General features: G+C 46.5%; 11 protein-coding genes and 1 tRNA gene. 5 read left to right on the top strand and 7 right to left on the bottom strand.

The features are described from left to right. Positions 1-327: 327 nt before the first annotated feature. Positions 328-1,683: an MATE family efflux transporter gene (locus tag HMPREF1548_RS22045; RefSeq protein WP_021638824.1), complete on the bottom strand. Its 1,356-nt coding sequence runs from the start codon at positions 1,681-1,683 to the stop codon at positions 328-330. Positions 1,684-1,908: 225 nt separating this feature from the next. On the opposite strand from HMPREF1548_RS22045, the gene HMPREF1548_RS22050 reads away from it, so the two are divergent. The 3 genes from HMPREF1548_RS22050 to HMPREF1548_RS22060 all read left to right on the top strand — a co-directional run bounded on the left by HMPREF1548_RS22050 (position 1,909) and on the right by HMPREF1548_RS22060 (position 4,720). Then, positions 1,909-3,282 (top strand): MATE family efflux transporter, encoded by a 1,374-nt coding sequence (locus HMPREF1548_RS22050; protein ID WP_035323401.1) that lies wholly within the window; start codon positions 1,909-1,911, stop codon positions 3,280-3,282. Positions 3,283-3,478: 196 nt separating this feature from the next. Next, positions 3,479-4,165: a M56 family metallopeptidase gene (locus HMPREF1548_RS22055; protein ID WP_157065727.1), complete on the top strand. Its 687-nt coding sequence runs from the start codon at positions 3,479-3,481 to the stop codon at positions 4,163-4,165. A gap of 96 nt (positions 4,166-4,261) precedes the next feature. Continuing rightward, positions 4,262-4,720 carry a hypothetical protein gene (locus HMPREF1548_RS22060; protein WP_035323403.1) on the top strand — a complete coding sequence of 153 codons (459 nt, stop codon included), beginning with the start codon at positions 4,262-4,264 and terminating at the stop codon, positions 4,718-4,720. Between the two features lie 115 nt (positions 4,721-4,835). Here HMPREF1548_RS22060 and HMPREF1548_RS22065 read toward each other — a convergent pair whose 3' ends face one another. Continuing rightward, a complete protein-coding gene (locus tag HMPREF1548_RS22065) occupies positions 4,836-5,681 on the bottom strand; it encodes a hypothetical protein (protein WP_021638829.1) in 846 nt (281 codons plus the stop codon). A gap of 395 nt (positions 5,682-6,076) precedes the next feature. Here HMPREF1548_RS22065 and HMPREF1548_RS22070 point away from each other — a divergent pair. Then, positions 6,077-6,150: transfer RNA gene (locus HMPREF1548_RS22070), tRNA-Arg, on the top strand. Positions 6,151-6,549: 399 nt separating this feature from the next. Here HMPREF1548_RS22070 and HMPREF1548_RS22075 read toward each other — a convergent pair. The 4 genes from HMPREF1548_RS22075 to HMPREF1548_RS22090 form a co-directional block, all read right to left on the bottom strand. Next, a complete protein-coding gene (locus HMPREF1548_RS22075; RefSeq protein WP_021638832.1) occupies positions 6,550-8,616 on the bottom strand; it encodes a beta-glucosidase family protein in 2,067 nt (688 codons plus the stop codon). Between the two features lie 98 nt (positions 8,617-8,714). Next, positions 8,715-9,557: a carbohydrate ABC transporter permease gene (locus tag HMPREF1548_RS22080; protein ID WP_021638833.1), complete on the bottom strand. Its 843-nt coding sequence runs from the start codon at positions 9,555-9,557 to the stop codon at positions 8,715-8,717. 34 nt (positions 9,558-9,591) lie between these two features. Then, positions 9,592-10,503, bottom strand: coding sequence for a carbohydrate ABC transporter permease (locus HMPREF1548_RS22085; protein WP_276945963.1), 912 nt, complete (start codon positions 10,501-10,503; stop codon positions 9,592-9,594). Positions 10,504-10,530: 27 nt separating this feature from the next. Continuing rightward, on the bottom strand, positions 10,531-11,781 hold the full coding sequence (locus HMPREF1548_RS22090; RefSeq protein ID WP_021638835.1) for an extracellular solute-binding protein: 1,251 nt from the start codon (positions 11,779-11,781) through the stop codon (positions 10,531-10,533). 201 nt (positions 11,782-11,982) lie between these two features. Here HMPREF1548_RS22090 and HMPREF1548_RS22095 point away from each other — a divergent pair, with 201 nt between their 5' ends. After that, positions 11,983-12,756 (top strand): helix-turn-helix transcriptional regulator, encoded by a 774-nt coding sequence (locus tag HMPREF1548_RS22095; RefSeq protein WP_021638836.1) that lies wholly within the window; start codon positions 11,983-11,985, stop codon positions 12,754-12,756. Between the two features lie 85 nt (positions 12,757-12,841). Here the strand turns inward: HMPREF1548_RS22095 and HMPREF1548_RS22100 are convergent, their stop codons facing one another. Then, the gene (locus tag HMPREF1548_RS22100; protein WP_021638837.1) at positions 12,842-15,010 is read right to left on the bottom strand and encodes a glycoside hydrolase family 95 protein; all 2,169 of its coding nucleotides are present in this window, start codon (positions 15,008-15,010) and stop codon (positions 12,842-12,844) included. Positions 15,011-15,049: the final 39 nt, after the last annotated feature.

The raw sequence follows: 15,049 nt of genomic DNA on the forward strand, positions 1-15,049 counted from the left end.
TCTGGCGCACTTTTCATTCAGGGAGGTTGAAAGTGTACTTCTTTCAACTTTGCTCCCATCCGTGCGCTCTGGCGCACATGACTAAAATTATACAGGAATCAGTCTGCATTCATGATGCATAATTTAGATTTTATTAAAATAATTGAGTTCTCTCTAAATTATATAATTAATGCCTGCATTTTGCAAGTCAGAAAATAAATAAGTATAGAAAAAAAGTAACAGTTTGGCCGAAGGCTGAATTGTTACAAAAAAGCAGCCTCCACCCATCGATGGAAGCCGCCCGTTTTTTCAATCGGTTTTGGCAGTATAGCTCCGCCGTATTTCATATCAGGCACTCTGTAAGGCCTTCATTTTTTTCATCCGCAGATAATAGCTGGTTACCAGGATTACGTCCGCCCCGATCCAGGCAAGAATTTCCGCATAAAAGATGCCCTCCTCTCCCAGGAACACAGGAAGCAGAATTGCCGTGCCGGTTCTCATAACAAACTCCGCAATGCCGGAGGCCATGGGAAGCAGCGTATCTCCCATCCCCTGCAGGGCCGAACGGGTAACATGCAGGACATAAAGGATAGGAAGGAAAACACTCATGATAGCCAGGTAATGATATGCGATATTCATCGTCACCGCCACATCCTCAGGCGAACCGGAAATGAAACAGCCCAGAACCGCTTTGCCGAAAAGGAGCATGGCCGCCGCAATCACGGCAGACGTAACCATGGCCACGATCAGCGCGGAGCGCATTCCCTTGCTGATACGGTCTATTTTTTTCGCGCCCAGATTCTGTCCCACATAGGTAACCATGGCATAACCATAAGAGGTGGCCGCCACCTCCAGAATGCCGTAAAGCTTATTGGTTGCCGTAAAGCCGGCAATAAATAATACGCCGAAGCCATTGACTACGAACTGGACAATCATGCCGCCCACCGCAATAATCGCATTCTGGAATGCCATGGGAAGCCCCAGCTTCATCAGGTACAGGCAGAGAGTCCCTTCCATTTTGAAGTCCTCCCTGGTAAAAGCCAGCACCTCCACCCGGCTGATGGCAAGAAGGCAGAAAATTCCGGAACACAGCTGTGCGATTACCGTCGCTGCCGCCGCACCCTGAATCCCCCAGTGAAAGCCCAGTACAAACAAAAGATCCAGCGCCACGTTTATCACCGCGGCCACAATCATGGCATACAGAGGAGTCCTGCCATCGCCCAGCGCACGCAGGATGGACGCCAGAATATTATAAGCCATCACCACCGGAATCCCGGCAAACATGATGCGCAGATATTTCAGCGAATCATCAATGATCGTATCCGGCGTCTGCAGAAGCTCCAGGACCGGCCTGGCCAGAAACTCACTCGCTACAAGCAGCACCAGTGAGGTAAGAATTGCCAGCAGGATGGAATTGGCCACCGTCTTGCGCAGCCTCCGGTAATCCCCTGCACCGAATTCGTGGGACATTTTTATGGAAAAGCCCTGGGTAAAGCCCTGAATGGTTCCCAGAATCATCCAGTTCAGCCAGTCCGCCGCCCCCAGTGCCGCCAGCGCCCCGACCCCCAGCGCCTGTCCCACCACCATGGTATCCACCACGGTATACAGCTGTTGGAAAACATTCCCTATCATCAACGGAAGGGAAAAAGCCAGGATAAGCCTTAAGGGCTTTCCCTCCGTCATATTCTGAACACGTGCTGCCATTTAAAAACCTCGTCTTTCTGATGTGTTATCTATGCAGCGCCCCATAGGATACAGGCCCTTCCCCCACACGGCTGCGGTATCTTCAGCTACCGTAAGCTACAAAGAGAACCCGCACTGCCGTCACGCTTCCGGGCAAAAGGAAACCTGCACCGCCTTTACAAAGGCAAAATGCAAGCATATAATCACACTATAACAGAAATTATAAAAAAACAAAAGAGGCTGATTATGATTCCCGAAAATACAAAAAATGATTTTTCCAAAGGCAGCGTAGTTAAAAATATCGTTTCACTGGCACTTCCGATGACCCTCGCCCAGCTGATTAACATTCTTTATAATATCGTTGACCGTATGTATATCGGACGCATCCCTGAGCATGCCACGCTTTCCCTTACCGGACTGGGGCTTTCCATGCCCATCATCACGGTAGTCATCGCTTTTGCCAATCTGTTCGGGATGGGCGGCGCGCCGCTTTGCTCCATCGCCAGAGGCAAGGGGGATACAAAGGGTGCGGAAAAAATTGTAGGCAACGCCTTTACCATGCTTTTGTGCACCGGGCTGCTGCTCACCATCATAGGGCTGCTGTTTAAAAAACCTCTTTTATACGCCTTCGGCGCCAGTGACGCTACGTTTCCCTTTGCGGACAGCTACCTTTCCATTTACCTGCTGGGCAGCGTCTTTGTCACCGTAAGCCTGGGAATGAACAGCTATATCAATGCCCAGGGCTTTGCCCGGGTGGGTATGGTCACCACGCTCATCGGCGCTGTGCTGAATATAATTCTCGATCCCTTTTTTATTTTTACACTGGGTATGGGAATTCAGGGGGCGGCAATCGCCACCGTTATCTCACAGTTAGCTTCCGCAGCCTGGACCGTGCGATTCCTTACCAGCCCGAAGGCCATCCTGCGCATCCGCGTATCCTGTATGCGTCCCTGCGGCAAAACCATCCGCGATATCACCACTCTGGGGTTGTCCAATTTCATGATGGCAATCACCAACAGTATTGTGCAGGTGGTCTGCAACGCCACGCTCTCCATCTACGGTGGGGATCTTTATGTAGGCGTCATGACGGTTATCAACTCCATCCGCGAAATCGTCTCCATGCCTGTGTCCGGCGTTACAAACGGCTCCCAGCCGGTTATCAGCTTTAACTACGGCGCGGATAAATATGATCGGATAAAAACGGCCATCCGTTTCATGGCCGTCAGCTGTATCGTTTATACTACCGCAATCTGGGGTATCCTGCACCTGTTCCCCGTCTTTTTTATCCATATTTTCAATACCCAGGCGGATTTGGTGGAAGCGGCGGTCCCCTCCATGCAGATTTATTATTTTGGTTTTTTTATGATGTCCCTGCAATTTTCAGGCCAGACTGTATTTCAGGCGCTGGGGAAGGCGAAATATGCCATTTTCTTCTCCGTCCTGCGTAAGGTTGTCATTGTCGCCCCGCTTACCATCCTGCTGCCAAGATGGATTTCCCCTGCTGTAAACGGCGTATTCCTGGCAGAACCCATCTCCAACTTTATCGGCGGCACTGCCTGTTTTGTTACTATGCTGATTGTTGTCCGGAAAGAACTTAAAATGGCGGAACAGAAAGAATAATATTTTATCCCATTACTGAAAAAAATATTAAGAAGTATCCGTTGGTTATAACCAGGGATTTACTCAGGCAATGGAAAATAAACATAATCCAGCCCTGATTTCTTAACAATTTCTTCAAATTCCTTGACAGCATCCTCCACATTTTTTGTCATGGTAAAAAATCCTCTGGTCTTATGGGAATAATTGGTGAGAAGGAGTGAAAACCATTTTCATTATGTCACTGACGGGCAGTATAATAGTAATAGCCATTCAGTTACTAAAACCATTTATAAACAAGTATGGCTTAATTGAATGGCAGGCATTGTTGTTAAAGCTTTCTGCCGTCTTTTTTATGATTCCGCTGCCATTTGTGAAATGGTTCTATCAGGGACTGCGGCATTTGTTTATTCCAGAGAGTTCTGCCCAATCCGAAGCTATTCTAATTACAGGAAAGCATGCCGCAATACTGTTTTACGATACAAAATGGGTGGTAAATATCCCGGGGAAAATATACATAGGAATTGTGGTTATCTGGTTAATAGTGGCTTTCTTTATCCTTGTTAAATATATTTGGCAATACAAAAAATACAAAACCCTGATTTTTATTGAGTTCCCGAGAGTATCAGATAAGGAACTGTTTGCAATGTTAAGCAGTTTACAAAAAGAAACAGGGATAAACACCAAAATCCAGTTATATATAGTTCCTTTTAGAAAAGAAGCCTTTTCTATGGGCATTCTTCATCCTCTGATAGTGCTGCCTGCAAATATGGATAAAGATAAATTGAGATTGATTTTTCTCCATGAGCTTATACATATAAAAAACAAAGATTTACTGGTAAAGGGAGCGGCATTGCTAATTCTATGCATTCATTGGTTTAATCCGCTTGCCTATTTGTTTTTTTAAATGATAAATGAATCAAACGAAATTTGCTGTGACAAGAAAGCTTCGAAAACTTTAAGCAAGGAAGAATGCCGGTTATATTGCGAGTTAATTATTGAAATGGCGACAAGTAAACAGAAGCAGATTTTATTTATTTCACCATTAAAAGGAGGTTACAAGGAAATAAAAAGAAGACTCACCTATCTGATGAATGATAATTATGTACCCCAAATAGTGAAATATCTAACTTGTTTTATTTCTATATTTCTTGTTGTCAGCTGTTCAATGACTGCATTAGCTTATGGAGAACCGATTGAGGTGCTGAAAATGGTCGGCCAGGAAGAGAATTTGGAAGAGCAATTTGTAGATGAAAACGGCAACATATTTGAGGCGGATAAAACTGTCAGGAACTCCTGTTCCCACACTGTCACTGTTGACGGAACTTATCAAAAACATGAATTACATAATGACGGGAGCTGCAAAATTAAAAATTATAATGCAAAGCGATGTAAGGAATGCGGAACTTTGATTATTGGAAATTTTATTAGCGAAGCCTACTATCCGAAATGTATTCATTAACTTATCGTCAGCCATACTGTTATTAATAAAAAAAAGCTATTGTGGATCCGGAAAGTCTGATCCTTGCAATAGCTTTTTCCTTTTCCCGTTCCCTACCCGGGTTAAACGCATCCGCCTATCTGTCCGTCTCCGGCTTCTCCCGATAAGTCTTCATAAACTGATCCAGATAACCCCTGCTCAGCCTTTTGCAGATGTAATGGCCCTCTTCCTTTTCTATGATCCCCGACTGCTTCAGATAATTGATAATCGCATTCAGGCACATAATATTACCGAAGGAGGAGGTAAGGATGATATTCAGATCCTCGGATTCAATCCGGATCAGGTTACGGAAGGAGGCATAAAAATAATCCTTCATCTGCTGATACTCCAGGGGCCGGAAGGGAATGAATACAAAATCCGGGGTAATGGAATACAGATGTCTCGTCACCTCGTTAAAAACACTTTCCCCTTCCCTGTTCGTATCGATCTCCATTAAAACAAAAGTGTTCAACCGGGAATAATAAGTCAGTATCATTTTGATGAGATCACAGATATATAAAAGCAGGGAATGCTCCAGCCCCATGATATTCTCAAAGCAGAGCACGGTTCTTTTCCTGGTGCAAAGCTTAAGCACCGTGTATTTTATTTCATCCGTAAGCTGGGTCTCATCCGCAGAGTTCATGGAAATCAGGGGGATGCTGCCCTCCAGTTCCGGAGTGGTGAGTATGTAGGCATTAATGTCATTGGCAAACGACCTTATCCCGTAGTTCCCCTCTCCCAAAAGGGAAATGTTGATGACATTCTCACATTGCTGGCAGAAGTTCTGGATGACCCAGGACTTTCCCAAACCTCTGTTTCCTGAAAGGATTGCCGCCGTAGACTTTCTCGCTTCCTTATAGCATTCCGTCAGCTTGGTCAGTTCTTTGGTATTCAAATGGATTGGCATGATGTCATAACTCCGCTTCTTAACATTTTCAGCCATTTTCCCTGATCTTTGAAAATTATTTTTCTAAAAAAGTCAGAAAAAAAACAACCGTTCTTTTATTATTTTCCCATGGGTCTGCAAGAGTGTCAAGCAAAAATATTTACGATATTTTGTACGTTTTGCAATATTATAAATCAGGATAGCATTTAAGGCTGCTGCTTAACAGCGCAGGTTGCTGAATCCTTACCCACCCGGCTAATGAAATTGCCACGCGTATGGCCGGATGCCTGCTGCCACCATGTTTTCTCACGGTTTGCACAGTAAATGCGCAGTCCTGTCTGGACTGTTACAACAGTTTCTACCTTTTTTATTTTTTTCTTGTAACCCTATTGACATTCTCTTCCACATCGGTTAGAATATAAAACGTTGTCGGAGTTAATTGGCAACAAGATGTGCGCGTAGCTCAGCTGGATAGAGCGTCTGACTACGGATCAGAAGGCCGGGAGTTCGAATCTTCTCGCGCACGCTTATAAAAAACCATTGTGGATTGGCTGTTGAATCGGTCATGAAGGAATGGTTTTTTTATTTTCAAGGCGACAATACCGGTTCACCTCACATATACGAAACTGATTAAATCAAAGACCCCACTGCAAGCAACGAGGTTTCAAACTTACAGCGCTACAGAGCAGCGGGGTATTTGGTCTACACTCCGCTTCGGTCGGTGCAAAACATGTGCCACTGGCACATAGCACCCCTCGCGGCAGTCGCCAAATATCCATGCAAGCATGGCTACTTGGCTCGTTGCTTGCGGGAATAAAAAGCCGCTGGAAAGCTTTGATATACCGCCTTTTATCTTCAGCCTTCCAACGTTTTTTATCTGATTTTAAAGCTTGTCTTTCCGTGTTATATATTACGGATTCAAGTCTTAGTTTTTTCGGATTTCAAAACAGCCGCTGAGCAGATCACGTTCCAGACTGCTTGTTCCAATAAAGCCTTCATAAACCATCTCTTCTACTTCCCAGGAGCCATATTCCGGATTATACCAGGCCAATTCATCAAGCGGACATATAATTCCGACTTTTTTCCGCGCTCCGGGTTGGATTGTTACCCGTTGAAAACCGCATAATGTTTTGACAGGACGTTTATGCCGGGAAGCGCTGAATCCAACATAAAACTGAATCACTTCCGTTCCCTCCCTGCCACCGGTATTCTCTACCTCACATTCTGCCTCCACAGCTTCCTCGTCAACCGTAAACAAAGGAGAGGTAACAGCAAATTCCGTATAGGACAACCCAAAGCCGAAAGGAACAGACGGTTCCTTTTTTTCCTTATCCAGCTTTCTGTAGCCATGGTAATATGAATACCACTGTTCCCTTGTATCCCATACCACAGCAGGAAGATCTCCATCCCTAACCGGAATAACAAAGGGCAGTTTTCCGCTGGGATTCACATCACCAAACAATATTTCCGCAACTGCCCTTCCTCCTTCCATGCCGGGATAATAGGCCATCAGAACAGCTCCCACGAAGTCCTTCCATTCTTCTGTCAGAATCGTATTTCCTCCAATCAGAACCACCGCATTGTTGGAATTGGCGGGACCTGCCTGCTTCAACAGTTCGATATCTTTACTGTGCAGTCCGAGTGTCTCCGTCCGGTCGCCTCCGTAACCGCCCAGCTCTGTATTTCTTTCATCCTTCAGCACATATTCGCCCTCATCTCTGTAATCAAAGCCGACTACAAAAACCACGGCGTCAGCCTGTGCTGCAGTCTTTTCGGCGCGTTTTGGATCTGAACCGTCATCATATATTATTTCTGCTTCCGGCATGCGGTCCTTTACTCCCTGTAGAATAGTCACTACATAAGGCGGAAAGACATTACTGGAGCCATGATCTCCCGTCACCTCACTGGCTGCCAGCCCGCCAATCACAGCAACAGTCCTCGTATGCGTCTCCTGAAAGGGCAGTACCCTTCCTCTATTCTGAATCAGAGTGATGCCTTCCCTCGCGCACTGGAGCGCCAAGTCCACATGTTCCCGGCAGCCCAGCAGTTCTTTGGAATAGGTTCTTCTATCTGCCTCCGTAAAAGAAAGAAGTGTCCGCACAATCCGTACGGCAGCGTCGTCAATCCGGCTTTCAGGCACCTTACCTTCCCGTACTGCGGCCACCAGCTTCTGTCCAAAATACCTGGTATCACACATTTCCATCGTCTGCCCTCCGTTGGCAGCCTCTACGGTATCCCGAACGCCCCAGTTGAAGTCACTCATAACAAAACCGTCGAAATCCCACTCCTTTTTCAAAACCTGATTGAGAAGATATTGGTTATGTCCACAGAATACCTGGCGGTATTTATTATAAGAACTCATAACTGCTCCTGCGCCGGCTCTGATACATTTTTCAAAATGCCTCAGATAAATCTCCCGCTCCGTACGGACATTGCAGGAAACATTCACCTTAAAACGGGAAATTTCCATGGAATTAAATGCAAAGTGCTTCAGACAGGCAATTACATTTTCTTCCTGTACGCCCCGCACCATGGCGCTCCCCATTTCTCCTATGTGAAAACTGTCTTCCCCATACGTTTCCTGGCTCCTGCCCCAGCCCGGATGATAGGGGAGATTGATGCATACTCCCGCAAACAGATTTCCTCCCGAAGCACGTGTCTCCCTGCCGATTGCCCTGCCGATTTTTTCCTCCAATTCCACATCAAACGTGGCTCCCCTCAGCATACTTACCGGAAAGCATGTTGTTTTTCCGGTACCACATACCACTCCTCTGGGTCCGTCACAAAACAGCATGGCAGGAATTCCCGCCTTATCAATGCCCCCTGCCGGAAACGGAGTATAATTATAATGATCCTGTCCGGAATCTGCGGGACTCTCCATCCTGCCGCTGTTTCCTCCCATCAGACTGACCTTTTCCTCCAGACTCAGCCCCGCAACAATTCTTTCCGCCCGCTCCGTATAGGAAAGTCTGTATTTTTTTGTACATTTCATAATTCAAATCCTTTCATTTTTTGAGACAAAAAGTCCCCGATGCCTTTGTCCTGCTAAGACACCTGACACCGGAGACTTTCCCTTCCAGCTTACTGATTTTATCCTTTAATTCCTGCTCCCAGAGACAGGGAACTAAGGAAATACTTCTGTGAAAACAGGTAAATGACAAATGTAGGAACGATTGCAATAATAGCGGCTGCCAGTATTACTCCCATATCAAAGGTTTTATAGGGTCCTCTCATCAGCTGCAGGCCCGCCGTAATGGGCATCATTTCCACATCATTGAAAACAATTGTGGGCCACAGGAAATCATTCCATACACCGGTAAAGTTAAAAAGAGCAACCACTGTCAGCACCGGTTTCAGCATTGGCACGAGAATGAACGCAAAGGTTTTAATCTCATTCGCTCCATCCGTCCGCGCAGCTTCATCAAATTCCTTTGGAATACCCAGCAGAAACTGCCGTACCAGAAAGATATTCGTCACTCCGGCAAACCCGGGAACAATAGCGGCCAGTATGGTATTAACCCATCCCAGCGAGGATACGATCTGATACATGGGTATCAGGTTTACAATAGATGGAAACAGGGATACCGCCATTATCAGGTAAAACATTTTGTCCAGGAATGGAAAATCAAACCTTGTATATCCATATGCCGTAATGGAAACCAGGAATAAGGATACTACAGTGGATACACCGGCCATCAGCGTGGAATTGAAAAACCACCTTATCACCGGAAAATTATTTTTGTTCCATATTACCTTTATATAATTATCCAGCACCCATTCCACCGGAATTACATGGAAGCCCATGGTTTTAATTTCCGACTCCGGCTTAAAGGAAGTACATACTCCCCATATAAGAGGAAATACCCAGATAAAGGCCAGTACCGCCAGAAAAAGAAAGGTCAGGATTTTTACTGTTTTTGCATGCTTACTCATGACTTTATTTCACGCTCCTATTTTGCCGCCAACGTCAATCATCCTTTTTGGTTATCGTAAAAAACTGTATGGCTGATATAATCAGAATTACAATTCCCAGACATATTGCCATGGCAGAAGCCATACCGGCAATCGGCTGCCCCGTGCCAAAGGCCAGCTTTCGTATTTCCATAATCAGAACTGTAGTGGACCCATTCGGTCCTCCTTCCGTCAGCATCAGGGGCTGCCCGTAAATATTGAAACCGGCAATCGTAGTCATTACAATGGTATACAGAAGCTGAAAACGGATCGACGGCACTGTTATGTAAAAGAAACGCTTCACCGCTCCTGCCCCGTCCATAGCCGCTGATTCATATAGTTCCTTCGGTACGCCGCCAAGCGCTGCCTGGAAAATAACCATATTGGTCCCGATTCCCCACCAGGTTGACATCACTACAATCGTCAGCCATGCCCACGGCTGTTCGACAGTCAGAGCCGCATTGATGCCAAAAACGCTGGGAACACCAAAACGCTTATTCAATATCTGAATCCATATAATGGCCACTGCTGACAAGGAAAGCAGACAGGGAAGGTAGAATATGGACTGGAATATTTTATTTCCCCGCACCTTTACATTCAGTGCGATTGCCAGTATCAGCGGAATCACAATACTGGGCGGCACGTTGAAGAGTACCGCAAGGAATGTATTTTTCAGGCCGTTCATAAACTGGCGGTAATAGGTAGATTCCGTATTCAGCAGGATCTCTTTATAATTTGCCAGTCCAACCCATTCCGGTGCGCCTAAGAAGTTCCATTTTGTAAAGGAAATATACAATCCATAGATAATCGGAATCATTGCAAAGACAAGAAATAAAATCAAATGAGGCGTAATAAACATAATTGGTAAAATCTTGCGTCTTGTCTTCATCGATATCTGTTTTGATGTTTTATCAGACTCTGCCCTCAAGGCGGCTCCTCCTGTTCTGCAGACCCATTACCGGGCCTGCGCTATTTTATCTTCCACCTCTTTTTGAACCTGTACAAGCGCATCATCAATGTCCATATTTCCATATAACACATCATTAAGAACTGCGCCGAAAGCATCCCCTGCATATCCGCCGTAACGGAAGGTATTGATAACGATTGCCTCTTCCTCTGCGGGAGATTCAATAAACAGATACTGCTTCATACTCTTGAATTCGTCCATATTGTCCACGGCATTACTCGCCGGAACCTGCCCGGATCTTGCCCAGACATCGGAATGCTCTCTCACATAATTCAGGAAATCTGCAATTACCTTTTCTTTTTCCTCGCTTCTCTTATCATCCTTCAGCATAATGAACTGATTTGTAAAGGAAACATTATAATAAACATTCGGATCATAAGCCAGAGTATTGCACATTCCCCAATTAAGATTCTCCGCCTTATCAAGTGAGTTTTTATCCCATACACCGGTATGGGTGAATACGGATCCTTCAGACATAAACAGCTGCAGGTTATCCTCACCATTGTCACTTCCGCCGCCGGCGTCAATAATATCCTTTAATGTCTGCAGCGCCTGTTTGAATTCAGGTGTGTTTATTGTAGGATTGTCATTTTCATCAAAAAGCTCTCCCCCCTGCTGTTTTGCCAGGGATACCATCTGTTCATATGGGAAAAATGCAGGCGTATGGGTTCTCAGCCCGTCAGCCTTGGCCTTCGGAAGGATTTCCATCATTTCCGCTACTGTAATCACATTATCATCCAACGCACCCGGCGCATATTTATCCACAAGATCCTTATTGTATACAATTCCTGTCACACCTACATCCAGCGGAATAGAATACTGCTTTCCATCCCAGGTCCCCACATCCCAGGCGGCTGCCCTGTAGCTGTCCCCGGAAAGCTCCGGCACGTGAACCGTCAGTGTGTCATCCACCGGTTCCAGCAGACCCTGCTCATAAAACATACGCAGCCTGGATATATCATTTATTAAAGCCAGGTCCGGTATTCCCTTTTTAGAATTTACAACGGTAGGAATCTTGGTGTATAAATCACCTCCCTCCATTGTAACATTTTTGACCTTATACTCCGGATTTGTGGCATTAAAACCATCAATTAACGCCACCATATTTTCTCCGTCCGGCCCTGTACAAAGATTCCAGAATTCAATTTCCTTGGATTCTCCGCAGCCGCTTATAATCATAGCCATCATAGTCATGACAGCCGCCCCGCAAAATATTTTTTTAATCTTCTTTAAAAACATTATGTATCCTCCCACCTGAATCTTTTTACATGTTCCCCTTACTGTGCACAGTTTCTATAGACAATTAGAATCCGCACCTGCACTTTACCTTTATTCGCCTGTGCTTCTTTCGCTTTGTGCCTTTACTATATAATACTTTTATAGTAGAATTCTTCTTAAATCAAATTTTAACTTTCCCAAATATTGCGTGGAGGAAGAAACATGGCTATCATATATGAAAAAAGGGATATCAGCTTTGAGGCTTTTTTTGTCCCCATGGATTTCTATCCTCATATCCATGAAACACTGGAAATTATTTACTTATGCGAAGGGGAAGTCACAATCACGATCGGCAGCAGCAGCAAAACCCTGCATGCAGGGGAACTCTCCATTGTATTTCCTAATATCGTACATTCCTATCACTCCACACAGCCTAATTATGTACTCACGGTAATATTCTCACCTGAACTGGTTGAAAATTATCACCAGCTGCTTTTTTCCCGGCAGCCAAAATGCCCTTTTCTGTCTGCCGGACAGATTCATCCTGATATAATTAACGCATTTAATACCATTGCGGTAGAACGTTACTGGACTTTAGATCAACGTCTTCTGCAGGGTTATCTTTCCGTAATTCTGGGACAGATTCTAAATCATACAGAACTGGTTGAAAGGGAAAAAACAGTTTCCTTTTTACCTGAGCTGCTGACTTATCTGTCAAAGCACTTTATGGAGCCTTTGACTCTCGATAATCTGGCGCATCATCTTGGTGTGAGCAAATACCAAATCTCCCGTTTCTTTTCCCAGAAAATCGGGTGTAATTTCAGCACATATCTGAATGCCCTGCGTGTACAGCACGCGGAAAAACTGCTTACAGCCACCGATTTTCCGGTTACTGAAATCTGTTATCTGGCAGGCTTTGAAAGTCTCAGTACCTTCTACCGTGTTTTTTCGCAGATTAATGGGATCTCTCCAACCGCTTACAAAAAGAAGTATTAGATCATAAAGAGGGCCGGAAACAGCGATAATCACTGTATCCGGCCCCTTTTTCAAAAGAATCTTTTTCCCGCTTATATTTATTGTGTTATCTGGCTTCTTCCCTGCTGTAAATCCTATGCGTTTCTTCTTTCCCGTCCTTCCAGGAAATATCCACACATTTTCTTCCTTTAATGCAAAGCCCCTTCACATAGCCATCCTTAAACTGCCTGGGCAGCGCCGGAAGCAGCTTCACCTCTCCGCCCCTGTCCTGCACCAGCATGTTGGCAATGGCAGCCGTGCCGCCGAAATTCCCGTCAATCTGGAACGGCGGATGGGCGTCCCAGAGATTGGGATAGGTGGATCTGGTGAGCAGGGTGCGCAGGTAGGCATAGGCATTTTCCGAATCCTCCAGAATGGCAAATACGTTGGTGATCCAGGCACAGCTCCAGCCGGTATGCCCGCCTCCGTTTTCCAGCCGGTGCTTCAGGGATATCCTGCAGGCCTCCGTCAGCTTTTCATTTCCTGCAAACAGCTCTGAAGGGAACAATCCATATAAATGGGAAATATGACGATGGCCGGGTTCCGGTTCTTCATACTCCTCATGCCATTCCAGAAGCTGTCCGAAGCTCCCTGTCCGAAAGGGGGCCAGGCGGGGCAGCTTTTCCCTGATTTCATCCAGCAGGGAATCCTGTGTGCCCAGAATTTCACAGATTTTCATATAGTTCCCAAATACCTCCCGCACAATGGCCATGTCCATGGAGGAAGCATAGGTTACGCTTGTGGTCCGTCCGTCAGGAAGGCGGAACTGGTTTTCAGGAGAGGTGGAGGGACAGGTCACGTATTCGCCCTGATATTCCACCAGCCAGTCATTCAGGAACAGCGCGGCCTCCCGGATAATCGGCGCCGCCACCTCCTTCAGATAGCGTTCATCCTGGCTGTATTCATAAGCGCGGAACAGCTCCTGGGTCAGCCATGCGCCGCCCATGGGCCAGTATGCCCAGTTCACGCAGCCGTCGCCGCCCTCTGTCTGTCCGGGAAGCAGTCCCACCGGGTTGGTATTCCCCCAGAAATCGATGTTATGATGCGCCACAAAGCCTCTGCAGTGATAGTTGACGGAAGCCGTTTTCTTTCCTTCCTCACAGATTTTTTCCATAAAGCGGAAATAAGGCTCCGCGCACTCTCCCAGGTTGCAGCTCTGGGCATGCCAGTAATTCATCTGGGTGTTAATATTGATCGTCCAGTTGCTGCTCCAGGGGGCGCGCAGCTCCCAGCTCCAGATTCCCTGCAGGTTGGCGGGAAGGCTTCCTTCTCTGGAGGAAGCAATGAGCAGATACCTTCCGTACTGGAAAAACAGGCTGTAAAGACCATTGTCCTCTTCTCCCTTTTTTAACAGCTCCAGGCGTTCATCCGTGGGAAGCGCCTTCTGCTCTCCCAGATACAGCTCCACCCTGCCGTAAAGCGCTTCATAATCCCGGATATGCTCCGCCTTCAAAGAGTCGTAGGAAGCATTTTCGGGTAAGGCCGGCTCCTTTACCGCCGACAAAATGAGGACACAGACGGATGCGCCGCTTACACGGATCCTGTCCCCTGTATTTTCCACAAGGCCGTCGCATTCCAGAATGCGGACAGCTGCCGTAAACGCTTTCCCTCTGGTTCCCTGAACCACCGAATCCTCACGGAGGGGAATATAGGAAGGATCCACATGCTCCGGACATCTTCCTGCGATTTCAAGTCCCCCCTTCTTTGCCTCGCAGGTGTGCTCCAGTTCGGAGGCAAAGGACATGGTAAAATCCATCGCCGCCCGATCCGCCTTCAGACGGATGCAGATGGCCCTTGCCGGATAGCTGGCAAAAAACTCTCTTTCATAGTGCGTGCCGCAACAGCTATAGGCTACCCGGGCACATGCATGATCAATATCCAGCTCTCTGCGGTAATCCGCTGCCGCAGTCTCCCCTTCATAGGAAAACCGGAGGCTGAGGCTGCCCAGGGGCAGGTAGGATTCATTGAATTCCCCCAGCATGCTTTTCTGGATCAGGCGCTCCGCTTCTTTATTTTTCCCGGCAAAAATAAGGCGGCGCACCTCCTCCAGCTGCGCGGCTGCTCCCGGGTTGTTTTTGTCCTTATAATAGCCCGACCACAGGCTTTCTTCATTTAATCCCAGGATTTCCTCGTCGGTCCCGCCCTTAATCATGGCGCCCAGGCTCCCGTTTCCAATGGGCAGGCTTTCCTCCCATTTTTCTGCGCTCCTTACGTACCACAGCTTCATTTCATTCATCGTCCGTACTCCTTTTTATTCCCGCAGGTATCCAGCCAG

The organism is Clostridium sp. KLE 1755 (assembly GCF_000466465.2).
Lineage (GTDB): Bacteria > Bacillota > Clostridia > Lachnospirales > Lachnospiraceae > Eisenbergiella > Eisenbergiella porci.